Annotated in this window: 21 protein-coding genes; 8 read left to right on the top strand and 13 right to left on the bottom strand. The window is 73.8% G+C overall.

The window, feature by feature from the left end:
• Nucleotides 1-40 precede the first annotated feature (40 nt).
• From KZX45_RS05355 to KZX45_RS05340, 4 genes are all read right to left on the bottom strand, one after another.
• Nucleotides 41-523 carry a DUF456 domain-containing protein gene (locus KZX45_RS05355; protein WP_248256659.1) on the bottom strand — a complete coding sequence of 161 codons (483 nt, stop codon included), beginning with the start codon at nt 521-523 and terminating at the stop codon, nt 41-43.
• A gap of 38 nt (nt 524-561) precedes the next feature.
• Nucleotides 562-903, bottom strand: a complete 342-nt coding sequence (locus KZX45_RS05350) for a hypothetical protein (RefSeq protein ID WP_248256658.1) — start codon at nt 901-903, stop codon at nt 562-564.
• Between the two features lie 76 nt (nt 904-979).
• The gene (locus KZX45_RS05345; protein ID WP_248256657.1) at nt 980-1,648 is read right to left on the bottom strand and encodes a response regulator transcription factor; all 669 of its coding nucleotides are present in this window, start codon (nt 1,646-1,648) and stop codon (nt 980-982) included.
• Nucleotides 1,645-2,877 carry an ATP-binding protein gene (locus KZX45_RS05340; protein ID WP_248256656.1) on the bottom strand — a complete coding sequence of 411 codons (1,233 nt, stop codon included), beginning with the start codon at nt 2,875-2,877 and terminating at the stop codon, nt 1,645-1,647. The genes KZX45_RS05345 and KZX45_RS05340 overlap by 4 nt, the downstream gene beginning before the upstream one ends.
• Before the next feature lie 137 nt (nt 2,878-3,014).
• Between KZX45_RS05340 and KZX45_RS05335 the strand changes: the two genes are divergently transcribed.
• Entirely contained in the window at nt 3,015-4,724 is a 1,710-nt protein-coding gene (locus KZX45_RS05335) for a PspC domain-containing protein (protein WP_248256655.1), read from the top strand.
• Complete coding sequence (locus KZX45_RS05330; protein WP_248256654.1) at nt 4,721-5,365, top strand: hypothetical protein; 645 nt, start codon at nt 4,721-4,723, stop codon at nt 5,363-5,365. The genes KZX45_RS05335 and KZX45_RS05330 overlap by 4 nt, the downstream gene beginning before the upstream one ends.
• 67 nt (nt 5,366-5,432) lie before the next feature.
• Here KZX45_RS05330 and KZX45_RS05325 read toward each other — a convergent pair whose 3' ends face one another.
• From KZX45_RS05325 to KZX45_RS05310, 4 genes are all read right to left on the bottom strand, one after another.
• The gene (locus KZX45_RS05325; RefSeq protein WP_248256653.1) at nt 5,433-5,942 is read right to left on the bottom strand and encodes an aromatic ring-opening dioxygenase LigA; all 510 of its coding nucleotides are present in this window, start codon (nt 5,940-5,942) and stop codon (nt 5,433-5,435) included.
• 170 nt (nt 5,943-6,112) lie between these two features.
• Nucleotides 6,113-7,336, bottom strand: a complete 1,224-nt coding sequence (locus KZX45_RS05320; protein WP_248256652.1) for a glycosyltransferase family 4 protein — start codon at nt 7,334-7,336, stop codon at nt 6,113-6,115.
• Entirely contained in the window at nt 7,333-8,874 is a 1,542-nt protein-coding gene (guaA, locus tag KZX45_RS05315) for a glutamine-hydrolyzing GMP synthase (protein WP_248256772.1), read from the bottom strand. The genes KZX45_RS05320 and guaA overlap by 4 nt, the downstream gene beginning before the upstream one ends.
• Nucleotides 8,875-8,996: 122 nt before the next feature.
• Entirely contained in the window at nt 8,997-9,404 is a 408-nt protein-coding gene (locus KZX45_RS05310) for a DUF3817 domain-containing protein (RefSeq protein WP_248256651.1), read from the bottom strand.
• A 198-nt stretch (nt 9,405-9,602) separates the two neighbouring features.
• Between KZX45_RS05310 and KZX45_RS05305 the strand changes: the two genes are divergently transcribed.
• The gene (locus KZX45_RS05305; protein WP_248256650.1) at nt 9,603-11,471 is read left to right on the top strand and encodes an ABC transporter ATP-binding protein; all 1,869 of its coding nucleotides are present in this window, start codon (nt 9,603-9,605) and stop codon (nt 11,469-11,471) included.
• Nucleotides 11,471-13,204, top strand: coding sequence for an ABC transporter ATP-binding protein (locus KZX45_RS05300; protein WP_248256649.1), 1,734 nt, complete (start codon nt 11,471-11,473; stop codon nt 13,202-13,204). Before KZX45_RS05305 ends, KZX45_RS05300 begins: the two co-directional genes overlap by 1 nt.
• A 25-nt stretch (nt 13,205-13,229) precedes the next feature.
• Here KZX45_RS05300 and KZX45_RS05295 read toward each other — a convergent pair whose 3' ends face one another.
• Nucleotides 13,230-14,294 carry an SURF1 family protein gene (locus KZX45_RS05295; protein WP_248256648.1) on the bottom strand — a complete coding sequence of 355 codons (1,065 nt, stop codon included), beginning with the start codon at nt 14,292-14,294 and terminating at the stop codon, nt 13,230-13,232.
• A 228-nt stretch (nt 14,295-14,522) separates the two neighbouring features.
• On the opposite strand from KZX45_RS05295, the gene KZX45_RS05290 reads away from it, so the two are divergent.
• From KZX45_RS05290 to KZX45_RS05280, 3 genes are all read left to right on the top strand, one after another.
• Nucleotides 14,523-17,021: a phosphoketolase gene (locus KZX45_RS05290; RefSeq protein ID WP_248256647.1), complete on the top strand. Its 2,499-nt coding sequence runs from the start codon at nt 14,523-14,525 to the stop codon at nt 17,019-17,021.
• A gap of 141 nt (nt 17,022-17,162) precedes the next feature.
• Nucleotides 17,163-19,361, top strand: coding sequence for a phosphate acetyltransferase (gene pta / locus KZX45_RS05285; protein ID WP_248256646.1), 2,199 nt, complete (start codon nt 17,163-17,165; stop codon nt 19,359-19,361).
• The gene (locus KZX45_RS05280) at nt 19,358-20,545 is read left to right on the top strand and encodes an acetate/propionate family kinase (RefSeq protein WP_248256645.1); all 1,188 of its coding nucleotides are present in this window, start codon (nt 19,358-19,360) and stop codon (nt 20,543-20,545) included. The genes pta and KZX45_RS05280 overlap by 4 nt, the downstream gene beginning before the upstream one ends.
• Nucleotides 20,546-20,620: 75 nt before the next feature.
• On the opposite strand, the gene KZX45_RS05275 is transcribed toward KZX45_RS05280, so the two are convergent.
• The 4 genes from KZX45_RS05275 to KZX45_RS05260 all read right to left on the bottom strand — a co-directional run bounded on the left by KZX45_RS05275 (nt 20,621) and on the right by KZX45_RS05260 (nt 24,485).
• Complete coding sequence (locus KZX45_RS05275) at nt 20,621-22,039, bottom strand: class II fumarate hydratase (protein WP_308221707.1); 1,419 nt, start codon at nt 22,037-22,039, stop codon at nt 20,621-20,623.
• Between the two features lie 118 nt (nt 22,040-22,157).
• On the bottom strand, nt 22,158-22,424 hold the full coding sequence (locus KZX45_RS05270; protein ID WP_248256644.1) for an HPr family phosphocarrier protein: 267 nt from the start codon (nt 22,422-22,424) through the stop codon (nt 22,158-22,160).
• A 152-nt stretch (nt 22,425-22,576) separates the two neighbouring features.
• A complete protein-coding gene (locus tag KZX45_RS05265; protein WP_248256643.1) occupies nt 22,577-23,701 on the bottom strand; it encodes a GuaB3 family IMP dehydrogenase-related protein in 1,125 nt (374 codons plus the stop codon).
• 94 nt (nt 23,702-23,795) lie between these two features.
• Nucleotides 23,796-24,485, bottom strand: coding sequence for a CoA pyrophosphatase (locus KZX45_RS05260; protein ID WP_248256642.1), 690 nt, complete (start codon nt 24,483-24,485; stop codon nt 23,796-23,798).
• A 170-nt stretch (nt 24,486-24,655) separates the two neighbouring features.
• Between KZX45_RS05260 and KZX45_RS05255 the strand changes: the two genes are divergently transcribed.
• Entirely contained in the window at nt 24,656-25,387 is a 732-nt protein-coding gene (locus KZX45_RS05255; RefSeq protein WP_248256641.1) for an exonuclease domain-containing protein, read from the top strand.
• Nucleotides 25,388-25,436 lie beyond the last annotated feature (49 nt).

The raw sequence follows: 25,436 nt of genomic DNA, 5'->3' as shown, positions 1-25,436 counted from the left end.
CACCGGCGGCCTCCACCCACAGTGGCGCCCGACTCAGGAGTCAGGTCGCCAGGAGCCCGACCACCCACGCCCCCGTGGCGATCAGCGCGCCGGCCAGCTCGATGAGGATCGTCAGCCCGGTGGCCTTGATCGCGGCCAGGGTGGCCCGCCACGCGCCCCGGTGGTCGCGGTGCCGCCCGATCTCGGAGAGGTACACGCCCAGGACGAAGCCGATCGGCAGCCCGACGACGGGGATGACGAAGAACCCGACGACGCCGAGCACCGCCCCCAGCAGCAGCGTCCGGTTCGGCACGCCGGCGCTCTTGAGGTAGCGGCCCGCGTAGAGGTACTTCGCGACCCCGGCGACGGCGACGGCGAGCACGCCGACGACGGCCACGACCCAGCCGATCGTCCCGCCCGTGACGACGCCCCACACGGCCACCGCGACGGCCACGATGATGCTGCCCGGGTAGATCTGGATGACGGCGCCGACGAGTCCGACGACGATGACGAGCCCGACGATCAGCTCAGCGATGGGGTCCACGGTGCCTCATCCTGCCGTGCCGGCCGGTGCGGTGCCGCTCAGCGCCACAGGACGGCGACCGCGATGTTCAGCACCGTCAGGCCGGCGAGACCGCCGAGGAAGCCGCGGCTCACCTTCTCCTGGTTCTTGTCGCCCCAGAACGCCATCGCGGTGATGACGAGGGCGACCACGAGCTTGACGGCGATCTTGATGTTGTTGACCTCGCCGCCGCCCATCTCGACCAGGCCCACCAGGAGGATGCCCGCCACCAGGGCCGTCAGGGCACCGTGCGTCACGCCCTTGGCGATGCGCGGCTCGCGCATCGAGGTCAGAGCGCCGCCGAGCACGATGGCCCAGCCGATCATGTGGATGACGAGGATGATGCCCGACAGGATGTCCATGCTGGTCAGCGTACGGATCAGTGGCACGGCGTCGGAAACCGGAGGCTCGTGGCGGGCCTCACAGCCGTCGGGCGCGTCAGAGCAGCCGGCGGGCGGCGGCCCAACGGGTCAGCTCGTGGCGGGAGGACAGCTGGAGCTTGCGCAGCACCGCCGAGACGTGCGTCTCGACCGTCTTGATCGAGATGAACAGCTCGGAGGCGACCTCCTTGTAGGTGTACCCCCGCGCGATCAGACGCATGACCTCCCGCTCGCGCGCGGTGAGGCGGTCGAGCTCGTCGTCGCGGACGGCGACGTCCGCGGCCGCGGTGCCGAACGCGTCGAGCACGAAGCCGGCCAGGCGCGGCGAGAACGCCGCGTCCCCCGCGGCGACGCGGCGGATGGAGTCGGCCAGGTCCTCGGCGCTGATGGCCTTGGTCACGTAGCCCCGCGCCCCCGCGCGGATCACGGCGACGACGTCCTCGCTGGAGTCGGAGACGGACAGGGCGAGGAACTTCGTGGTGGCGAGGCTGTCGGCGCAGGCGGTCACCACCTCGGCCCCGCCCCCGCCCCCGCCGCCGGGGAGATGGACGTCGAGCAGGACGACGTCGGGGCGGAGGGCGTGCACGGCAGCCACGGCGCCCTCGACGTCCTCCGCCTCCCCCACCACGACGACGTCGGCGGCACGCTTGGTCAGCTCGGCCCGCACCCCGGTGCGGACGAGGGCGTGGTCGTCGACGAGGAGGACCCGGATCTGCTGGTCGTTCACTGCTGCCCCTTCCGTGGCATGACGAGATGGACCTCGGTGCCGCCGGCGCGCGAGCGCACGGTGGCGCGCCCGCCGTGGCGGTCCATCCGCCCGATGATCGACTGTCGCACACCGTGCCGGTCCGCGGGCACCGCGTCGACCTCGAAGCCGTCCCCCCGGTCGCGCACGAAGACCTCGGTCTGCTCGGGGGTGACCTCGACGTACAGGCTCACGGGCGGGCGGCCGTGGACGACGGCGTTCGACAGCGCCTCGCGGGCCGCGGCGGTGAGCGCCTCGGTTCGGGCGTCCGGCTCGGCGTCGCCGGCCGTGACGACGTCGATCGCCACGCCGTGGAGGTCCTCCACCTCGGCGGCCACCTGCCGCACGGCGTCAGCCGTGGACGTGCCGGGCTCGGGCCGGTCGGTGTAGAGCCACTCCCGCAGCTCACGCTCCTGGGCCCGCGCCAGCCGCGCGACCTCCTCGTTGTCGCCGGCCCGCGAACGGATCATGGACAGCGTCTGGAGCACGGAGTCGTGCAGGTGGGCGGCGATGTCGGCGCGCTCGGACTCCCGGGCGCGCGCCACGCGCTCGGCCCCGAGCTCGCGGACCAGGCGCAGCCCGAGCGGGGCGAGGACGACGCCGACCCCAGCCACCACCGCGAGCCCGGCGAGGGTGGCCTGGATCAGCTCGAGCGGGGACCGGCCGGGGCCGATGAGCAGGAGCGCGCCGACCACCGCGAGCGCCACCCCCACGCCGACCCGCAGGACGATCCTGCCGCGGCTCACCCGGGTGGCGCCGTCGTCCTTGGAGACGGCGGCGAGCTCGCCCCAGGCGAGCGCCGCACCTGCCGCGACGAAGAGCGCCGGGACCAGCCACGAGGCCGGCAGCGCGACGTCCGTGCGCACGAGCAGCAGCACCCCGGCGGCCAGCAGCAGCACCACCGCGATGGTCACGTCGCGGGCCGTGGCGGACAGCTGCCCCAGGCGCAGGCGCGGGGCGAGGCGGCTCAGCCCCGCCGGGCGAACCGTCTCCAGGGGGTCGCCCGCGGGGACCGTGATCAGCAGCCAGAGATACAGGAGGGCCCCGGCGCCGGCCACGAGGGAGGTCAGGACGAAGCCGAGCCGGACCCAGTGGACCGGCACGCCGAGGTGCGCAGCCAGGCCCGTGCACACGCCGGCGATCCACCGCCCCTGTCGGGGACGGCGCAGCGGGAGCCGGCGTCGGACGCCGGGTGCGGCGGGTGCACTCACGGGCCCATCGTCACACGTCGGCGGCCCGTCCCACGGGCGGCGGGACCATGTTCCAGGGTTCCTTGAGGGCAAGGTCAGGGTCCGACCAGGGTGGTCCCCGATGGTGGCGAGGGACCCCGGAGCGGTTGGCTTGGTCCATGACCACCAATGACAGCTCGTCCGAGCCGGGACGCCCGGACCGGACGCCCGACGAACGTCCCCTCGACGGCGGACCGGCCCCGTCCGGCCCGCAGTCGGGACCGGCTCATGCCGGCCCGGAGGGCGGCCCGCCACGGCAGGAGCCGCCCGCCTGGACAGGCCCGCCACGGCAGGAGCCGCCCGCGTGGGCAGGCCCGCCCCGGCAGGAGCCGCCCGCGTGGGCAGGCCCGCCCCGGCAGGAGCCGCCCGCGTGGGCAGGCCCGCCCCGGCAGGAGAGCACCGCGGGCTTCTTCGACTCCCTGCGCCGCACGGGGATCTGGCGCGGGCAGGACCGCTGGATCGGCGGGGTCGCCGCCGGCGTCGCCCGCCGCCTCGACGTCGACCCGCTCCTCGTGCGCGGGATCCTCGTCGTGATGAGCTTCTTCGGGGGCCTCGGCCTGCTGCTGTACGGCCTCGGCTGGGCGCTCCTGCCCGAGGAGTCCGACGGCCGGATCCACCTCCAGGAGGCGCTGAGGGGCAACGTCGACGCGGCCCTCGCCGGCGCCGTCGCCTTCGCCGTGATCGGCATCTCGCGGCCGGGGACCTGGTGGGGCGGCTGGGACTACCGCGGCGGCGGCTGGTTCCTCTTCAGCCTGGCGGTGGTCGCGGTCGTGCTCATCGTCGTCGCGGCGATCTCCCGGCGCGGGCCGCAGCGTCCCCCGGCCGGGCCGGCGGCTGCCGAGCCCGCTCGTGGGCCCCAGGAGTGGTCGACGCCACCGCCGCCCTCCACACCGGCGGCCACCTGGGCCGAGGAGCGCGACGAGGCCGCGTCCACCGCGTACGGCCGCGCCGCCTACGGCGACCCGGCACCGGGAGCCGCGCAGCGGCCTGACCCTGCCCCCACCACCGGGTACACCCCGGCCCAACCGCCGTACTTCCAGGCCTACCCGGCCACGGCGACGTACCAGGGCGCACCTGCGCCCGCGCCGTACCAGGCCCGGCCCCTGCCTCCGGTTCCTCCACGCCCGCGGACTCCCGGGCCAGGCTCCGCCGTCGTCGCCGTGGTGCTCGCGCTGTGCCTCCTCACCACCGCTGCCCTGCTGCTGTGGGACCTGGCCGACCCGCAGGGCTGGCTGCTGCCCGTCACCATCGGCGGCTCGATCCTGCTCCTGCTCGGGCTCGGCGTGATGGCCTCCGCCCTGCGCGGGCGCCGCGGCGGCGCCCTGGCGATCCTCGGCGTGCTGCTCGCGCTGGTCGTGGTGCCGGCGACGCTCGCCTCCACGGTCGCGCCGTTCCACGAGGGGCTGAGCACCGGTGCCGGGTTCGGCGACCGCAGCTTCACCCCGGCCACGGCCGGATCGGCGGCGGCCGGGTACCAGCTGGTGGCGGGCGACCTCGACGTCGATCTCAGCCAGCTCGACCTGACCGGCGAGCCGGTCACCGTCCCCCTGTCGCTCGGCGCGGGTGACCTCCGCCTGGCCGTCCCCGAGGGTGCCGCGGTCCGGATCGAGGCCGAGCTGGGAGCGGGCCGGATCCGGGGGCTCACCCAGCCCGGCTGGTCGGGACCGATCAGCTCCGGCTCCTCCGACTCGGTCGGCCCGGTCACCTGGGCCGACGGGAACGCGATCGACGCCACCTTCCTCTCGCCCGCCGCCCAGGAGGACGACGCCGAGCTCGTCGTCCAGGTCCACGTGGGCGCCGGCAACATCCACATCGAGGAGCAACGATGAACGACAAGCGCGACGACCTGCCCGACGACGGCGGGACGCGTCCCGAGAACGTGCCCGCCGGCGGGGGCACCGACGTCCTGCCCACCCACGGCGACACCGACGTCCTGCCGGCCCGTGCCGGAACCCACACGCTTCCGGCGGCCGGCATCGCGTCGCCCGACGCGCCGGCAGCCGCCGCACCGGTCGGCGGGTCCCCGGCCGCACCGCCCGGGGAGACGGGCACGTGGCGCTCCACGACGCCGGACGGCCTGGCGCCGACCGCCTCCCCCGGGCAGGCATGGTCCGGGCCGCAGACCGAGCCGCCGGCGTGGTCCGCGACTCCCGGACCGCAGACCGAGCCGCCGGCATGGTCCGCAACTCCCGAGCCCCGGCCCTGGTCCCCGTCGCCCGAGCCGCCGGTGTGGTCCGCGGCCACCGCTGCCCCTCCCGTGGCCGCACCGCGCGGGGTGCGGACCGGCACGCTGATCCTCGGCCTCGTCCTGGCCCTGGCCGGGTTCGGTGCGCTGGTCACCGGGCTGGGCTACCAGCTCGACCTGCAGCTCTCGGTGATCGTCGTGCTGGTGGTCGCGGCCGTGGCGCTGCTCCTCGTGCCGCTGCTCCAGCGCGGCAGGCGTGACCGCGACGACGGGCCCGTCACCTGACCGCTCCCGGACGCGAAGGAGCCCCGCCACCAGAAGGTGGCGGGGCTCCCGTGCGTCGGGTTGAGGGTCAGACCCGGGCGGGCACCTCGCTGCGAGCGGGGGCGGCGGCGACGGCCGGGGCGGTCTTGGCGAGGGAGCTGAAGGCGGCACCGAAGATCAGGAGCAGGACGCCGAGACCGACGACCAGGGCGGCGACGCCGTAGGAGACGACCGAGGTGAACAGCGAGGCCCGCAGGAACGAGGCGTTCATGACGGTGGTGCGCTGGCCCTGGAGCTCCTCCGCGAGGGCGGTGTCGCCGGCCTCCTCGGCGGCGCGGACCTCGGCGCCGAGCTCGGCGTAGGTCTTGCCGTCGGTCGCGGAGAGCGCGTGCTCGTTGATGATCTGCGCCTCGGCGAAGGCGGAGAACGGGCCGTTGACGTCGTCACCGGGCAGCATCGAGGAGTCCTCGGCCACGGTGATGTTCTGCTCCGCGAGGTTGGAGGTGATCAGACCCCACGTGACGGCTCCGGCGATGATGAAGATGAGGCCGGCGACGATGGAGACGATGCCCGCGAGCTTGGCGGTGCTGTTCTTCATGGCAGATGCCCTTCAGGACTAGGTGCCGGGTGCACCGGCGAGCTTTCCGGTTCAGGCGTTTTGCCCGATCCGTTCTGACATGAAGAACACTATTGGGGACATATCGCCCCTCGGCGTGCCGAAGGTCCTAGACGCCCCGCGTGTCCCTACCTGCGGTGGTGACCTCCGTCTCAGCCCAGGGCGCGTGCCCGGTCGTAGAGCCGCCGCGCCGCGGCCAGCACGTCCGGCCACCCGGCCGAGGGCGGGAGGCCCCGGTTGTGCGTGAGGATCCGGCGGAGCAGCTCGCCGTCCTCCGCGAGCCGGACGAGCGCCTCCGCGAGGGCGGCGTCGGCGGCGTCGTCGTCCAGACCGGTGGACCGGTCGGGGGTGAGCAGCCCGTCCACGCCGTCCACGACGAACTCGCTGATCCCCGTCCCCCGCCCGGCCACGACGGCGAGCCCGGCGGCGCGGGCCTCCAGGGCCGCGATCCCGAACGCCTCGAGCCGCGACGGCGAGAGGAAGACGTGGGCGCCGGCGTAGTGCCGCGTCAGCTCGCCGCGCGGAACCTTCCCGTGGAGGGTGACCAGGTCGCCGACACCCCTTCGGGCGGCCTCGGCACGCGCCACGGGCCCGACCGGTCCGCCGCCGAAGACGTCGAGCCGGATCCTCGACGCTCCGTCGGAGCGGCCGAGTCGCTCGTGGGCCGCGGCGACGACGCGGACGAGGGGCACCACCCGCTTCCGCGGGGCCAGCCGCTGCGTCGCCACCACCCGCAGGGGGCCCGACGGCGGAAGATCCTCCGGCAGGTCGGGCACCGCCGGCGCCCACCTCGCGACGTCCAGCCCGTTCGGGAGGACGAGCACGTCGGCGGCCGGCCGGTCCAGCGCGGCGGCGACCCGGTCGGCGGCGACGCGGGAGACCGCGGAGAGTGCCGCCGGGGCGGTGTCCCACCCGGTCGCCCTCGCCCCGAGGCGCAGCGCGGGGACGATGCCGTCGAGCATGCAGTGCCACGTGATCGCCAGCGGCAGACCCATGCGCCGGGCGGCCGAGGCGCCGGCGAAGGCGAACGGCGAGACCACCCCGGCGTGCACGTGCACGACGTCCGGGCGGAGCTCCCGCAGCGCCCGGGGCACCAGCACGTCCTCGAGCGGGTGGAACGGCGCGCCGAGCGTCGTCCGTGACGCGAACCGGTGCACGCGCACGCCGTCGACGACAGAGCTGCCGCTCCGGCCGCCGCCCGGCAGGGCGGGGTCCGCCGTCGCCGTCAGCACGTGGACGTCGAACCCCTCTGCGGCCTGGTGCGCGGCGAGGTCGCGCACCTGCGTCTCGATGCCGCCGACCCGGGGCGGGAAGCAGTCGGAGACGTGGACGACGCGCAGCCCCGGCGGGGGGTCGCCCTGCGCCGCGGGGCTCACTCCCACTCGATGGTGCCCGGCGGCTTGGAGGTGACGTCGAGGACCACCCGGTTGACCTCCGGCACCGTGTTGGTGATGCGGTTGGAGATCGTCGCGAGCACCTCGTAGGGCAGGCGCGACCAGTCCGCGGTCATCGCATCCTCCGAGGAGACCGGGCGCAGCACGATCGGGTGACCGTAGGTCCGGCCGTCGCCCTGCACCCCCACCGAGCGCACGTCGGCCAGCAGCACGACGGGGCACTGCCAGATGTCCCGGTCCAGGCCCGCCCTCGTCAGCTCCTCGCGAGCCACGGCGTCTGCGGCGCGCAGCACCTCGAGACGGTCGGCGGTGACCTCCCCGATGATGCGGATGCCCAGGCCCGGCCCGGGGAAGGGCTGGCGCCAGACGATCGCCTCCGGGACGCCGAGCTCGAGACCGACCGCCCGGACCTCGTCCTTGAACAGGGTCCGCAGCGGCTCGATCAGCTCGAACTGCAGGTCGTCGGGCAGGCCGCCCACGTTGTGGTGGCTCTTGATGTTCGCCGCGCCCTCGCCGCCGCCGGACTCGACGACGTCGGGGTAGAGGGTGCCCTGGACGAGGTACTTGACCTCGCCCTCGCCGTCGCCGGACTCGGCGACGATCTCCCGGGCGGCCTTCTCGAAGGCGCGGATGAACTCCCGGCCGATGATCTTCCGCTTGGTCTCCGGGTCCGTCACGCCCTTGAGGGCGTCGAGGAAGGTCTGCGAGGCGTCGACGACCTTGAGGTTGACGCCGGTGGCCGCCACGAAGTCCTGCTCGACCTGCTCGGCCTCGCCGGCGCGCAGCAGCCCGTGGTCGACGAAGACGCACGTGAGCTGGTCGCCCACGGCCTTCTGCACCAGCGCGGCCGCGACGGAGGAGTCGACGCCGCCGGACAGGCCGCAGATGACCCGGTCGGAGCCGACCGTGGCGCGGATGGCCTCGACCTGCTCGGCGATGACGTTCCCGGGGGTCCACTCGGGGGCCAGCCCCGCGCCGTCGTAGAGGAAGCGCTCGAGGGCCTCCTGCCCGAGCACGGAGTGCTTGACCTCGGGGTGCCACTGCATGCCGTAGAGGTGGCGCTTGCGGTCCTCGAAGGCCGCCACCGGGGAGCCGTCGGAGGTGGCGAGGACGTCGAAGCCCTCGGGGGCCTCCTGCACGGAGTCGCCGTGGCTCATCCACACCGTCTGCTGCGTGGGCGAGCCGGCGAGCAGCTCGCCGTCGCCCTCGACCCTCACGACCGTCCCGCCGTACTCGCGGGTGCCGGTCCTCGCGACCTTCCCGCCCAGCGCGCGGGCCATCGACTGGAAGCCGTAGCAGATGCCGAGCACCGGGACCCCGGCCTCGAAGAGCGTGGGGTCGGTGGCCGGGGCACCCTCCTCGTACACGGAGGACGGCCCGCCGGAGAGGATGATCGCCGCCGGGTCCTTGGCGAGGATGTCCTGCACGGGCATGGTGTGCGGGACGATCTCGGAGTAGACGCTGGCCTCGCGCACGCGGCGGGCGATGAGCTGGGCGTACTGGGCGCCGTAGTCGACCACGAGGACGGGCCGGGGCGCGGCCGGCGACGTGGTCCCCGGGGCTGTCTGCGGTGCGGTGTCGGTGGGCGCCGGTGACGCCTGTTCGGGGGTGCTCACGCCCGCCAGGATAGACGGCGCTCGGGTCAGCGCGTGCGGGCGGCCACCCGCCGGAGGACCGCCGGCAGGTCCGCGTCGAACCAGCGCTGCGCCCGCCGCTCCATCACGAAGGAGAGCACCGGGACCACGCCGCCGGCGATGAGCACGACCACCCGGCCGAAGCCCCACCGCATGGTGGACCACAGGTTGAAGACCGTGACCGCGTAGATGACGTAGATCCATCCGTGCACGATCGCGATCCACGTGCCGAGCACCGGCTGACCGCCGTTGAACCCGTACTTGAGGATCATCTCCAGGCACAGCAGGAGCAGCATCCCGCCGGTGACGAACGCCATCACCTTGTAGCTGCGGAACGCGCTGCGCGCCTTCCGCTCCCGCTCGGCGACGGCGGGGGCTGCGGGGGCGGGGGCCGGGGTCGGCTGCTCGGTGCTCATGGATTCCTCTCGGTGGCTGCACCCCCAGTCTCTCAGGTGCGCGCGAGGACCTCCTTCTGCGCCGAGGACCCCGGTCCGGATGTCGGTCCCCAGCACGACGTGCGGTCCTCACGCCGTCCACCCGGCGCTCCGGCGGTGCGCGTGCCGCCGCGGTAATTCGGTCGCCGCCCGCCCTGTGGCCGCGTAGCCTGCACCTTCGTGCTCGACGTCCCCTCCGGCCATCCCGGTCATCCCCCGCTCACCCGCCCGGTGACCTTCCTGGGGTGGCTGGCCCGGCGCGAGGCGGGCGTGCTCCTGCTCGCCGTCGCGCTCGCCGTCGTCGAGTCGGTGGCCCTCGCGGCCGTCCCCTACCTCCTCGGGACGGCGCTCGACGAGGGCCTCGCCGACGGCCTCTCCCAAGCGCTGCTCCGCACGTGCGGGCTGCTCGTCCTGGTCGGGCTCGTCGGCGCCGGAGCCTCCGCCCTCGGTCACATCGGCGAGATCGGCGGCTGGCTGCACGGGGCCTTCCGCACCTCCCGCCTCGTCGGGCACCACGTCACTCGCACCGGCGACGCGATCTCCGACGAGCTGCCCACGGGTGAGGTCGTCTCGACCGTCGCGTCCGACGCGTTCCACATCGGCAACATGATGGAGGTCTTCCCCCGCTTCGTCGGCTCAGTCGTCGCCTACGTGGTGGTCGCGGCGGTGGTGCTCCAGCAGTCCGTGCCGCTCGGGCTCGCGATCCTCGTCGGCCTGCCGGTGACGACGACGGTCCTCGCCCTCCTGGTCCGGCCCCTGCACGCCCGCCAGGCCGTGCACCGCGAGGCCTCGGGCCGGCTCACGACCCTCGGGTCGGACACCGTCTCCGGCCTCCGGGTGCTGCGCGGCATCGGCGGGGAGGACGTCTTCGCGGCCCGCTACGCCGAGCAGTCCCAGCGGGTGCGCGCCGCCGGGGTCGGCGTCGCGAGCACCTCGGCGGTCCTGCAGGCCCTCCAGGTGCTTCTGCCGGGCCTGTTCGTCGCCGGCGTCGTCTGGTTCGGCGCGCACCTGGCGCTGCGCGGCGAGATCACCGCCGGGCAGCTGGTCGCGTTCTACGGCTACACGGCCTTCCTCTCCGAGCCGCTGCGCGCCGCGACGCAGTTCGTGCAGATGTTCACCCGGGCGCGCGTGGGGGCCCGCAAGGTCATCGCCGTCCTGAAGGTCCGGCCCGCGGCCGGCACGGTCGCCGAGTCCGAGGCGGCCGACGGGGTCGGCACGACCGACGGGGCCGAGGTCGGGACCGACCACGCCGCCGGCGCGGCCGCGCGCGGGTCCGACGCGCGCGGGTCGGAGGACCGGGCCGCGGCCGACCTGGTCGACCTCACCACCGGCGTGCGCATCCGGCCCGGCCGCACGACGGCGATCGTCTCCTCCCGGCCCGAGGACTCCGCCGCCCTGGCCACCCGCCTGGGCCGGTTCGACGACGCCGACGGCGCCGTGACCCTGGACGGGACCGCGCTGACCGACCTGCCGCTCGCCGAGGTCCGCGAGCGTGTGGTCGTCGCCGGGGCGACGCCGCAGCTCTTCACCGGGCGCCTGCGCGACGAGCTCGACGTGCGCGACCGCGGCGACGAGGCGGCCCTGTACCGGGCCCTCGAGGTCGCCGACGCGCACGACGTGCTGTCGTCGATGCCGGACGGCCTCGACGGCGAGATCACCGAGAAGGGCCGCTCGCTGTCCGGGGGCCAGCGCCAGCGCGTGGCGCTGGCGCGTGCCCTGCTGACCGAGGCCGAGACCCTCGTCCTCGTCGAGCCGACCAGCGCCGTCGACGCCCACACCGAGGCGCGGATCGCCACCCGCCTCGTGGACCACCGGGCCGGCCGGACCACCGTCGTCGTCTCGGCCTCCCCGCTGGTCCTCGAGCACGCCGACGAGGTCGTCCTGCTCGACGGCGGCCGCGAGCGCGCCCGCGGGACCCACCGGGACCTCCTCGCCCGGGCCGTCGCCGGCGACCCCGACGCCGCCGCCTACCGCCTCGTCGTCACCCGCGAGGCCACGGCCGCCGACGAGCCCGCCGCGGCCGCCCCGGCCCACGGAAAGGACGCCTGATGCTGCTCCCCGTCGCGGACGCCCGGACGGTCCGCCGGCAGGCGGGCGCCCTGCTGCTCCGCTACCGCGGCCGGCTCTCCCGGGTGGTGGCCGTCCAGGCCCTCGCCGCCCTCGCCGCCCTCGCGCTGCCGTGGCTCCTCGGGGACCTCGTCGACGCCGTCGCGGCCGGGACGACGGCGTCGTTCGTGGACCGCACGGGCCTCACGCTCGTCGCCGTGGTGCTCGCCCAGACGCTGCTGACCCGCTTCGCCCACCGCGACGCGATGATCCTGGGCGAGGAGGTCTTCGCCCGGCTGCGCGAGGAGTTCCTCGCCACGGTCACGCACCTGCCGCTCTCGACCGTCGAGCGCGCCGGCACGGGCGACCTGCTGGGCCGGACCACCAACGACGTCGACCGCGTCCAGTGGATGGTGCGGTTCGGCGTCCCGCGGGTGCTCGTGACGAGCGCGACCATCCTCCTCACCGTCGTCGCGGCCTTCCTGGCCTCCCCCGTGGTGGCGCTGTCGCTGCTGGTGGGCGTGCCGATCATCGTCCTCGCGGTGAGTCGGTACCTCCGGACCGCCACCCCCGCCTACCTGCGCAACTCCGAGGCGTACGCGCGGCTCAACGGCGTGCTCACCGAGTCGGTCGAGCACGCCGCCACGGTGGACGCCCTGGGTCTGGGTGCGCGCCGCCGGGCCCGGACCGACCGGGCCGTCGCCGAGGCGTGGCAGACGGAGGTCGTCACGCTGCGCATGCGGGTGAGCCTGTTCCTCTGGCTCGGCATCTCCTTCATGCTGCCCGTGGCCGCCGCGCTGGTCTGGGGCGCCTGGCTCGTGCAGCAGGGCGCCGCGTCCCTGGGCGCGGTCACCACCATCGCCCTGTACTCCATGCAGGTGCGCCCGTACGTCTCCGAGCTGCTGTTCTGGGTCGACGAGCTGCAGGTGGCGCTGGCGAGCCTGTCCCGCATCTTCGGCGTCGGCCTCGTCGAGCCGGACCGGGCACCCACCGGCGCACGGCCGACGGACGAGCACGTCGAGGCGCGCAAGGTGCGCTACGCCTACCGCGCCGGCACCGACGTCCTCCACGACGTCGACCTCGACCTGGTCCCCGGCGAGCGGCTCGCCGTCGTCGGGCCCTCCGGGGCCGGCAAGTCCACGCTCGGCCGCATGCTCGCCGGCATCCACCCGCCCACCGGCGGGACGGTCACCGTGGGCGAGGTTCCGCTGGTGGACCTGCCCGAGGAGGACCTGCGCTCGCACGTGGCGCTGGTGACGCAGGAGCACCACGTGTTCGTCGGCACGCTCGCGGACAACCTGCGCCTGGCGCGGGCCGACGCCTCGGACGCCGACATGCGCGAGGCGCTGGCCGCCGTCGACGCGCTGGACTGGGTCGACCGGCTGGACGACGGTCTCGCGGCCGAGGTGGGCTCCGGGGGGCTGGAGCTCACCCCCGCCCAGGCCCAGCAGGTGGCCCTCGCCCGCCTGGTGCTGCTCGACCCGCACACGCTGGTGCTCGACGAGGCCACGTCGCTGCTCGACCCGCGCGCGGCCCGTCACCTCGAGCGCTCGCTGTCCGCGGTGCTCTCCGGCCGCACCGTGGTGGCGATCGCGCACCGCCTGCACACCGCGCACGACGCCGACCGGGTTGCCGTGGTCGAGGACGGGCGCATCGTCGAGCTCGGTCCGCACGAGGAGCTGGTGGCCTCGGGCGGCGAGTACGCCGCGCTGTGGCACTCCTGGCAGCAGGAGTAGCCGCGGCCGAGGAGCCGGCCGGGCGTCAGAGCAGGCCGGCGTCCTCGCGGCGGTGCCTCACCTCGTCGCGGACCATCCGCACCCACAGGGCGATCGCGAAGCCGCCGAAGATGACCCACTCGACCGCGTAGGCGAGGTTCTGGATGTTCAGCCCCGTGTCCTGCGCCATCCCGGGCGGCGGCACGTGGGACAGCCTCGTGGGTGAGACGTCGGACCGGCCGTCCGCCGTCGTCGTGAACTCCACGAGGTGGCCGCTCCAGGTGGGCCCGCCCCACAGGCTGGCGAGCTCGGCGGAGCTGATGGTCTCGACGACGCCGTCGGGCAGGTTCCCGCCGCGGCCGACCTCGGAGTCCTTGAGGTAGCCGGTCACGGTCACCTCCCCCGCGGGAACGGCCAGGAGGTCGGCGGTGGCGTCGTCGGCCGGGGCGGCCGCGCCGCCGGCCGTGGTGACGTCGGCCGGGTCGACCCAGCCGCGCAGCACCGGGATCATCGCGCCGGCGTGGGCGCCCTCGCCGACCCGCAGGGCGGTGACGACGAGGACGGCGTCGCGCCCGTCGACGGCGCGGCCGGTGACGTAGACCTGCTGGTCGGCGTCGTAGCGGCCGGTGACCTCGACGGGCACGGCGAGGTGCTCGGCCCGGAAGGACGTCTGCGGGGCGAGGACGTCCTCGATCGGGACCGTGTCGCGGGCCAGCACGGCCGCGTGCGCCTCCTCGGCCTCGGTGGCGCCCCGGAGGCTCGCCCGGTCGAGCTGCCACGCCCCCAGCCGCACGCAGACCAGGGCGGCGGCGAGCAGGAGGACGAACAGGCCGATCATCCGCGGGGTGAGGGCGACCCGGCGGTAGTCGCGGAGGGTGCCGTCCGCCGGCGGCTGGCCGTCGGCGGGCGCGAGGTCGTCGGGCCCGAGCTCCAGCGACCCGAGCTCGCCGGGCCCGACGGCGTCGCGAGCGACGTCGTCGGCCGGGAGATCGTCGGCCGGCAGGTGGTCGTCGGCCGGCAGGTGGTCGTCGGCCGGACGGGCGCCGCGGGGACCGCCGGGCGCGGTCTCGGCCCCGGCAGGGTCGGACCGGAGGGTGCGGCGTGGGTCCACGGTCCCAGGTTACGTGCCGCGGCCCGTGCTCACGGCCCTGTGCTCTTGGGCACAGGGCGGTCGTCCTGCGCCGGGCCGGGACCGCCCGCCCACGCACGAATGGGACAAATGGAGGAGACTGAACGACGTCGGAATGCAGGCCTCGACCCGGCCGGTCCCGGCGCCTCGGGCTGAGGTCCGGGAGCCCAGGATGCGCCGGTCGGAGACGATCAACGGAGGAGATCTCGCATGACCACCACGTCCCCAGCCCCGACGGCCTGGCGCACACGCGCCGACGCCGCCCCGCACGAGCTCGACGACGCCACGCTGGAGCAGGTGGACGCCTGGTGGCGGGCCGCGAACTACCTGTCCGTCGGACAGATCTACCTGCTGGACAACCCGCTGCTGCGGCGCCCGCTCAGCCGTGACGACGTCAAGCCGCGCCTGCTGGGCCACTGGGGCACGACGCCGGGCCTGAACTTCCTCTACGCGCACATGAACCGCGCCATCAACGAGCGCGACCTCTCCGCCATGTACATCACTGGCCCCGGCCACGGCGGCCCCGGGCTGGTGGCGAACACCTACCTCGAGGGCACCTACACCGAGACCTACCCCCACATCACCCAGGACGAGGAGGGTCTGCGCCGGCTGTTCAAGCAGTTCTCCTTCCCCGGCGGCATCCCCTCCCACGTCGCCCCGGAGACGCCGGGCTCGATCCACGAGGGCGGCGAGCTCGGCTACGCGCTCTCGCACGCCTACGGCGCCGCGTTCGACAACCCCGACCTGCTGGTCTTCGCCGTCGTCGGCGACGGCGAGGCGGAGACCGGCCCCCTGGCCACCTCCTGGCACTCGAACAAGTTCGTCAACCCGGCCAAGGACGGCGTGGTCCTGCCCGTCCTGCACCTCAACGGCTACAAGATCGCCAACCCCACCGTGCTCGCCCGCATCCCGGAGGAGGAGCTCGCCGACCTGATGCGCGGCTACGGCCACACGCCGCACTTCTTCACCGGCGGGTTCGAGGGCGACGACCCGGCGGACTTCCACCGCCGGTTCGCCGAGCTGCTCGACGTCGTCCTCGACGAGATCGCCGAGATCAAGGCCCGCGCCGCCGAGACGCCCGAGGACGAGCTGGAGCGGCCGCTGTGGCCGATGATCGTCTTCAAGTCCCCGAAGGGCTGGAGCGGCCCGGCGGAGATCGACGGCAAGCGCAGCACCGACTCGTGGCGCGCCCACCAGGTGCCGCTCGCCAGCGCCCGCGACACCGACGAGCACCTGCAGGACCTCGAGACGTGGCTGAAGTCCTACCGCGCCGACGAGCTCTTCGACGAGAACGGCCGCCTCCTGCCCGAGATCGCCTCGCTGGCCCCGACCGGGCACCTGCGCATGAGCGCGAACCCGCACACCAACGGCGGCCTCGTGCTGCGCGACCTGAAGCTGCCCGACTGGCGCGAGTTCGCCGTCGACGTCGAGACGCCGGGCGGGCCGATGACCGAGGCCACCCGCGTCCTGGGCAAGTACCTGCGCGAGGTGGTCCGGCTCAACCCGGAGAACTTCCGGATCTTCGGGCCGGACGAGACCGCCTCCAACCGCCTGCAGGACGTCTACGACGTCACGGACAAGCAGTGGAACGCCGGTTACCTGCCGACCGACTCCGACGACCACCTCGCCCGGGCCGGCCGGGTCATGGAGGTGCTCAGCGAGCACCAGTGCCAGGGCTGGCTGGAGGGCTACCTGCTCACCGGCCGGCACGGCCTGATGAGCTCCTACGAGGCGTTCATCCACATCGTCGACTCGATGTTCAACCAGCACGCCAAGTGGCTGAAGGTCACCAACCACATCCCGTGGCGCCAGCCCATCGCCTCGCTGAACTACCTGCTGTCCTCGCACGTGTGGCGCCAGGACCACAACGGCTTCTCCCACCAGGACCCCGGGTTCATCGACCACGTGGTCAACAAGAAGGCCGACATCATCCGGGTCTACCTGCCACCGGACACGAACACCCTGCTGTCCACGTACGACCACGTGCTCCGATCCAAGCAGTACGTCAACGTCGTGGTGGCCGGGAAGCAGCCCGCACCCGACTTCCTGAGCGTGGACGACGCGATCAAGCACTGCGCCCGCGGGCTGGGGATCTGGGACTGGGCCGGCTCGGAGGTCGAGGGCGAGGACCCCGACGTCGTCCTCGCCTGCGCCGGCGACGTGCCGACCCTGGAGGCGCTGGCCGCCGCGGACCTGCTCCGCCAGAACGTCCCGGACCTCAAGGTCCGCTTCGTCAACGTCGTGGACCTCATGCGGCTGCAGGACGAGAAGGAGCACCCGCACGGGCTCTCCGACCGCGGCTTCGACAACATCTTCACCGCGGACAAGCCGATCATCTTCGCCTACCACGGCTACCCGTGGCTGATCCACCGCCTCACCTACCGGCGCAACGGGCACAGCAACCTCCACGTGCGCGGGTTCAAGGAGGAGGGCACGACCACCACCCCGTTCGACATGGTCATGCGCAACGACCTCGACCGCTTCCACCTGGTCATGGACGTCATCGACCGGGTCCCGGGCCTGGGGTCCAAGTACGGTCCGCTGAAGCAGCGCATGATCGACGCCCGCCTCGAGGCGCGGATGTACGCGTACGACAACGGCACCGACATCCCGGCCGTGGCCGACTGGGTGTGGCCGGACGTCGGCGAGACGGGCACCGAGCAGGGCGGCCCCAACGCCTTCCTGACCACCGGCGGTGACAACGAGTAGCAGCACCCGCAGGAGCAGCGGTCCCGGCGCCGGGCGGCAGAGCGCCCCGCGCCGGGACCACCACTGCCGGGCGTCGGTGACGACGCCGTAGGACGACGAACCCGCCGGCCAGGCCGGCGACGAGGAGAGAGGGACCCGCGCGTGGCCCGCAGCATCTACATCGCCTCCGCCGAGGGGCACACCGGGAAGTCGGCCGTCGGGCTGGGGCTCGTCGACCTCTTCGCCCGGCGCGTGGAGAAGGTGGGCATCTTCCGCCCCGTCACCCGCAGCCGCAGCGAGCGGGACACCGTGGTCGAGCTCCTGCTCGGGCACGGCGGCGTCGACGTCGGCTACGAGGACGCGCTGGGCGTCACCTACGACGAGGTCCACGCCAACCAGGAGGAGGCGCTGAGCCGCATCGTCGAGGCGTACCGGCCGGTCGAGCGGGACCACGAGGTCGTCATCGTCGTCGGCTCGGACTACACCGACGTCGCCACCCCCGCGGAGCTGGCGTTCAACGCCCGCGTGGCCGCCAACCTCGGCGCGCCCGTGCTCCTCGTGGTCTCCGCGCTCGGCCGGAGCGCCGACGAGGTCGCCCAGGTCGCCGAGCTCGCCATCGCCGAGATCGCCCAGGAGCACGCCACCACGGTCGGGGTGCTCGCCAACCGGTGCGACCCGGACCAGCTCGACGCCGTGCGGGAGCGGCTCGCGCGGGAGGGCCTGCCCGCGTGGGCCCTGCCCGAGGTCCCGCTCCTCTCCGCCCCGGTGGTCCGCGACCTCATGACGGCGCTCGGCGGGGAGCTCGTGCTCGGCGACGAGGCCCTCCTGGACCGCGAGGCCGAGCACATGCTCGTCTCCGGCATGAACACCGAGCACATCCTCGAGCGGCTGCGCGAGGGCCAGCTGTGCGTGGCGGCCAGCGACCGGCCCGAGGTGCTCATCACCCTCGTGGCGGCGCACGCCTCGGACAACTTCCCCTCCCTCGCCGGCATCGTCCTCAACGGCGGCTACAAGCCGTCGGACCAGGTGGTGAAGATGGTCGAGGGCCTCGGCCAGCGCCTGCCGGTGATCGCCACCCCGCACGACACCTACGAGTCCGCCTCGATCGTGGCCCGCACGCGGGGCGTGGTCTCCCGCGGGACCCAGCGCAAGCGGGACATCGCCCTGGGGCTGTTCGAGCAGCACGTCGACCCCGAGCAGGTCCTGCACCTCCTGGACGTCCCGCCGAGCGACGTCGTCACGCCCCTGATGTTCGAGTCCCGCCTGCTCGAGCGGGCGCGGGCCGCCCGCAAGCACATCGTCCTGCCCGAGGGCGACGACGACCGTATCCTGCGTGCGGCGTCCACCCTGCTCTCGCGCAACGTGGCGGACCTGACCCTGCTGGGCAGCGAGCCGCACGTGCGGGCCCGCGCCGCCGAGCTGGGCCTGAACATCGAGGCGGCCGCCGTCGTCGACCCGGCCACGTCGGACCTGCTCGAGCCCTTCGCCCGGGAGTACGCCCGGCTGCGCGCCCACAAGGGCATGACCGTCGAGCGGGCCCGCGAGATCATCCGGGACGTCTCCTACTTCGGCACGATGATGGTGCACACCGGCACGGCCGACGGGATGGTCTCGGGGGCCAACCACACCACGGCGCACACCATCCGGCCCTCGTTCGAGATCATCCGGACCCGGCAGGGCACGTCGATCGTGTCCTCGGTCTTCCTCATGTGCCTGGAGGACCGGGTGCTCGTCTACGGGGACTGCGCGGTCAACCCGGACCCGACGGCGGAGCAGCTCGCCGACATCGCGATCTCCTCCGCGGAGACCGCGGTGCAGTTCGGGATCGAGCCGCGCGTGGCCATGCTGTCCTACTCCACCGGCCAGTCCGGATCCGGTGCCGAGGTGGACAAGGTGCGCACCGCCACCGCCCTGGTGCGGGAGCGGCGCCCCGACCTGTTCGTCGAGGGCCCGATCCAGTACGACGCCGCCGTGGACGCCTCGGTGGCCGCGACGAAGCTTCCGGAGTCCGACGTCGCCGGCCGGGCGACGGTCTTCATCTTCCCCGACCTCAACACCGGCAACAACACCTACAAGGCCGTCCAGCGCTCGGCCGGCGCCATCGCGATCGGCCCGGTGCTGCAGGGCCTGAACAAGCCGGTCAACGACCTCTCGCGCGGCGCCCTCGTGCAGGACATCGTCAACACCGTCGCCATCACCGCCGTCCAGGCGGAGGCGGACGCCGCCGCCGCGGCGGGCACCGCGCCGACGACGAGCACCGCGCCGACGACGAGCACCGCCACCGACACCGCCGGCCGCCCCGCCGAGGGCGGGACCGAGCAGTCCGCCGTCGCCGCCACCCTCAAGGAGAACAACGCATGAGCTCGACCGTCCTCGTCATCAACTCCGGCTCGTCCTCGATCAAGTACCAGCTCGTCGACCCCGCCTCGGGAGAGTCCCTGGCGTCCGGGCTCGTGGAGCGGATCGGCGAGAGCGAGGGGCACGTGAAGCACCGTGCCGGCAGCGAGACCACCGAGCTGCACGACCCGGTGCCGGATCACGCGAACGGCATGCGGACGGTGCTCGGGCTGTTCGAGAAGGTCGGGCCGGTGCTGGCGGACGCGAACATCGTCGCGGTGGGCCACCGGGTCGTGCAGGGCGGCGAGTACTACGACGGGCCCGTGCTTGTCGACGACGAGGTGGTCGGCGTCATCGACCGGCTCTCCCCGGTCGCGCCGCTGCACAACCCGCCGAACCTCACCGGCATCCGCGTGGCGCGGGAGCTGCTGCCGGACGTCCCGCACGTCGCGGTCTTCGACACCGCGTTCTTCCGCAACCTCCCGGCACCGGCGGCGACGTACGCGCTGAACCGGGAGGTGGCCGAGCGGTACAAGGTCCGCCGGTACGGCGCGCACGGCACCTCGCACCAGTACGTCTCCGCCCGGGCGGCGGAGCTGGTCGGCGGCGACAGCGCGAACCTGCGCCAGATCGTGCTCCACCTGGGCAACGGGGCGTCCGCCTCCGCGGTCGTCGGCGCGCACGCGGTCGACACCTCGATGGGCCTGACGCCCCTGGAGGGGCTGGTGATGGGCACCCGCACCGGGGACATCGACCCGGCCGTCGTCTTCCACCTCGCCCGCAACGCGGGCATGAGCATCGACGAGATCGACGACCTGCTCAACAAGCGCTCGGGCATGAAGGGCCTGACGGGGCACAACGACCTGCGTCAGGTGCACCGTCTCGCGGAGTCCGGGGACGAGGCGGCCACGCTCGCCGTCGAGGTCTACGCGCACCGGCTGCGCAAGTACATCGGCGCCTACGCGGCCGTGATGGGCGGGCTCGACGTCCTGAGCTTCACCGCCGGCGTCGGGGAGAACGACACGATCGTCCGGGCCCGGGCCGTCGCGGGACTGGAGTTCCTCGGCGTCGAGATCGACGAGGCCCGCAACGAGGCCCGCAGCAAGGAGGCGCGGTTCATCTCGCCCGACGGCGCCCGCGTGGCCGTGCTGGTCGTGCCGACCAACGAGGAGCTCGCCATCGCCCGCCAGGCGGTCTCCCTGCTCTGACCCCGAACGCGATGTGAGCCCACGCAGGACGACGGCGCCCCTCTTGTGGAGAGGGGCGCCGTCGTCGTCGGGGGGTCAGGCCTGCTTCGGCGCCGTCATCGACCGCACGTCGAGGGCGGCGTCGAGCTGCTCGGGGGTGATCTCCCCGCGCTCGACGTAGCCGAGGTCCTCGACCGCGGCACGCACGGTGATGCCCTTGGCCACGGAGTGCTTGGCGATCTTCGCCGCCGCCTCGTAGCCGATGATCCGGTTCAGCGGGGTGACGATGGACGGCGAGGACTCCGCGAGCTCCAGGCACCGCTCCTCGTTGGCGACCAGCCCGTCGACCGTCTTCGTCGCGAGCACCCGGGAGACGTTACCGACCAGAGTGATCGACTCGAGCAGGTTGCGGGCCATGACCGGCAGCATGACCAGGAGGTCGAAGTTGCCCTGCGCGCCGGCGAAGGCGATCGCGGCGTCGTTGCCGATGACCTGGGCGGCGACCATGACGGTGGCCTCGGGCACGACCGGGTTGACCTTGCCCGGCATGATCGAGGAGCCGGGCTGGAGGTCGGGCAGCTGCAGCTCGCCGATGCCGGTGCGCGGGCCGGAGCCCATCCAGCGCAGGTCATTGGCGATCTTGGTCAGCGAGACCGCGATGGTGCGCAGGGCGCCGGAGGTCTCCACGAGGGAGTCCTGGGCGGCCTGGGCCTCGAAGTGGTTGCGCGCCTCCACCAGCGGCAGGCCGGTGTGCTCGGCGATCAGCTCGATGACCCGCTGCGAGAATCCGAGCGGGGTGTTGATGCCGGTGCCGACGGCGGTGCCGCCCAGCGGCAGCTCGGCGAGCCTCGGCAGGGTGGCGTTCACGCGGTCGATGCCGTAGCGGATCTGGGTGGCGTACCCGGAGAACTCCTGCCCGAGGGTGATCGGGGTGGCGTCCATGAGGTGCGTGCGCCCGGACTTGACGACGTCCTTCCACTGCTCGGCCTTGCGCTCGAGCGAGGTGGCCAGGACCTCCAGGCCGGGGATCAGCTCCTCGACGACAGCCTGGACGGCCGCGATGTGGATGGAGGACGGGAAGACGTCGTTGGAGGACTGCGACGCGTTCACGTGGTCGTTCGGGTGGACCGGGCGGCCCAGCCGGGTGGAGGCGAGGTTGGCGACCACCTCGTTGGTGTTCATGTTCGACGACGTGCCCGAGCCGGTCTGGAACACGTCGATGGGGAACTGCGCGTCGTGCCGGCCCGCGATGACTTCCTCGGCGGCACCGACGATGGCGTCGGCGACCTCCCTGTCGAGGACACCGAGCTCGGCGTTGGCGATCGCGGCGGCGCGCTTGACCTGCCCGAGCGCGGCGATGTGGTGCGAGGAGAGGCCGCGCCCGGAGATGGGGAAGTTCTCGACCGCCCGCTGCGTCTGCGCGGAGTAGAGGGCGTCGCGCGGGACGCGCACCTCGCCCATCGTGTCGTGCTCGATGCGGAAGTCGTCCGCGCTGCCGGGCTGCTGCTGGCTCACTGCTGCTCCATGCCTCTCGTTCGCGTTACCGGCGCGGCCGTGCGCCGGCCCTGCCATCTTCTCGCATCGCGCCGTCGACCCCCGGGGCCTGCCCGGTGGCCGGATGGCGGGCGGCCCGTCAGGCGTCGAGGTCCTGCGAGAGCAGCTCCACCAGCTCGTCGAGGACACGCTCGGCGTCGTCGCCCTCGGCGGTGAGGACCACCTCGTCGCCGTGCTCTGCGCCGAGGGTCATCACGCCGAGGATGCTCGCGGCGTCGACAGGCTCGGCCCCCTCCTTGGCGATCGTGACGGGCACCCCGCTCGCGGCGACCGCCTTGACGAAGACGGCGGCGGGGCGGGCGTGGAGCCCGACCTTGGAGGCGACGACGGCGCTGCGCTGGGCCATGGCTGATCCTTTCGAGACTGAACGGTGGGCATCTGTGCCGGCACTGGTCCTGCGAGCGTATCCACCCATCCGTACAGGTCCGAAATCGTCCGCGATGGGTCGTCGCCCGTCAGGGGCGAGCGCCGGCGAGCCGGCGGTCGCCCCGATCCACATCAGAACGGGTTGTACGGCGAGACCACGACCTCCACCCGCTGGAACTCCTTGACGTCGGAGTAGCCGGTGGTCGCCATCGTGCGCCGCAGGGCGCCGATGAGATTGAGGGTGCCGTCCGCGGAGCTCGAGGGGCCGTGGAGGATCTCGGCGAGCGTGCCGACGGTCCCGACCCGCACGCGCTCCCCGCGCGGCAGCTCGGGGTGGTGCGCCTCGGGCCCCCAGTGCCAGCCCCTGCCGGGCGCGTCGGAGGCGCGGGCGAGCGCGGCGCCGAGCATGACGGCGTCCGCGCCGCAGGCGACGGCCTTGACGAGGTCGCCGGAGCGGCCGACGCCGCCGTCGGCGATGACGTGGACGTAGCGGCCCCCGGACTCGTCGAGGTAGTCACGACGGGCCGCGGCGACGTCGGCGACGGCGGAGGCCATGGGGGCGTGGATGCCGAGGGAGCGGCGGGTGGTGTGGGCGGCGCCCCCGCCGAACCCGACGAGGACGCCGGCGGCTCCGGTGCGCATGAGGTGCAGCGCCGCGGTGTAGGTGGCCGCGCCCCCGACGATCACGGGCACGTCGAGCTCGTAGATGAACCGCTTGAGGTTGAGCGGCTCGGCCCGCGAGGAGACGTGCTCCGCGGAGACGGTGGTACCGCGGATGACGAACAGGTCCACCCCTGCCTCGACGACGGTGCGCCAGTGCTCCTGGGTGCGCTGCGGGCTGAGGCTGCCGGCGACCGTGACGCCGGAGTCCCGGATCTGGCGCAGCCGCTGGGTGATGAGCTCGGGCTTGATCGGCTCGGCGTAGATCTCCTGCATCCGCCGGGTCGCGTCGCCGTCCGCCAGCCCGACGATCTCGGAGAGCACCGGCGCGGGGTCCTCGTAGCGGGTCCACAGTCCCTCGAGGTCGAGCACCCCGATGCCGCCCAGGCGCCCCAGCTCGATGGCGGTCGCAGGGCTCATGACGGAGTCCATCGGCGCGGCCAGCACCGGCAGGTCGACGTGGTACGCGTCGATCTGCCAGCTGACCGAGACGTCCTCGGGGTCACGGGTGCGGCGGGAGGGGACGACGGCGACGTCGTCGAAGCTGTAGGCCCGGCGGGCGCGCTTGCCGCGGCCGATCTCGATCTCGTTGGTCACCGTTGCAGGCTACCGGGACCGGCCGGGCCCCGCCCCGACGTGCCACGTCCCGGTCCGGTGCCTCCTGAAGCCGGGTGTCACGCGACCGGCCGCCTCACAGGTCCGGTTCCCAGACCCTGCCGTCGTCCCCGCGCCGCATGACGACCTCACGTGTGGCGTCCCACTCCTGCGCCCAGCCGAGCTCGGCGAGGACGTGGTCCAGGAGGTTCGCGGTCATCCCCCACACCAGCCCGTCTGGTAGGAGGAACCCGTGGGTGCGCCGTCCGAAGATCCGGACGGTCCGGCGCCGCTCGGGGTCGGTGAGGGTCCCGACCGAGACCCGGATCGTGTGGAGCACCTCTCCGGGCTCGACGTGGGTGGCCTCGTCCGCGCGGTCGGTCCATCCGAGCACCGGAGTCACCACGTACCGCGTGACCGGGACCAGGATCGGGGGTAGCTCGCCCAGGACGTCCACGTGGTCGGGGTGCACGCCGATCTCCTCGTGCGTCTCGCGCAGCGCCGCCGTCACGGCGTCCTCCCCCGGCTCGAGCCGCCCGCCGGGCAGCGCGATCTCCCCGGGGTGGTGGCGCAGCTCCCGGGAGCGCTGCACGAGGAAGAGGTCGGGCTCCGTGCCGCGCTCCGGCGGGGTGAACAGCAGCAGGACGGCCGAGGGGCGGAAGTTGCGGGCCGCCTCGGCGTCGTAGGCGTTCACACCGCGCAGGGGCGCGCCGCCCCCGGCGGCGCTCCGTGCGAGGTCGAGCAGCGAGGCGCGGCGCACCGCCCAGGGGTTCTGGTTCTCGTCCACGTCCCGTCCCTTCCCGCGCCGCCTCGGTCCGCCGTCTGAGGCATTCGACCACACGACGGCGAGCGGGGGATCTCACGACCGAGACACGACCGATCCGCCGGGCGCGCCGCCCCGGTTACCGGGGGATGTGGGTGGGCGCTGGCACAGTGCTGAGCAGTGAAGGAGGCCTCATGAGCAGCTGGTGCAACGGCCCGTTCCTCGGTTTCGACACCGAGACCACCGGGGTGGACGTCGTCTCGGACCGCATCGTCTCGGCGGCCCTGGTGCACCGTGACGGAAGCTCGACGCGCGTGCGGACCTGGCTCCTCGACCCGGGCGTCGAGATCCCGCAGGCGGCCAGCTCCATCCACGGCATCTCGACCGCGCACGCCCGGGCCGAGGGGACCGAGCCGGCGGTCGGGCTCGACGAGATCGCGTCGCTGATCGTCGAGGCGCAGCTCGAGGGAGTGCCGGTGGTCGCGTACAACGCGGCGTTCGACCTGGCGATCCTCGACAACGAGCTCACCAGGCACGGCCTGCCCCGCCTGGCCGAGCGGCTCGGCCGGGACTGCCTGCCCGTGGTGGATCCGCTGGTGCTGGACCGCGGGCTCGACCCGGACCGCGAGGGCCAGCGCAAGCTGGTGGACCTCTGCATCCACTACGACGTGCCGGAGCAGGGCAACCTGCACACGGCCGAGGTGGACGTCGTCGCCACCCTGGACGTGCTGGCGCGGATCGCCGCGCGGTTCCCGCGCATCGGTGACCGCACGCTGGAGGACCTGCACGGCTGGCAGGTCGTCCGGTACCGCGAGTGGGCGGAGCAGTTCAACGCCTGGCGAGCCGACCAGGGGCTCACCGGGCCCGGCGTGGACCCGGGCTGGCCCCAGCCGTTGACGGCGGCGCCGGCGGTCGCCGGGGCATGACCGACGGCGGAGCATGACCGACGGCGGGGCGGGGCGCGACCGCACCCCG

The sequence above is a fragment of the Georgenia sp. EYE_87 genome (assembly GCF_023148685.1).
Lineage (GTDB): Bacteria > Actinomycetota > Actinomycetes > Actinomycetales > Actinomycetaceae > Georgenia.
Note: the sequence above shows the minus strand (reverse complement) of the source record. Positions and strands in the feature narration are given on the sequence as shown.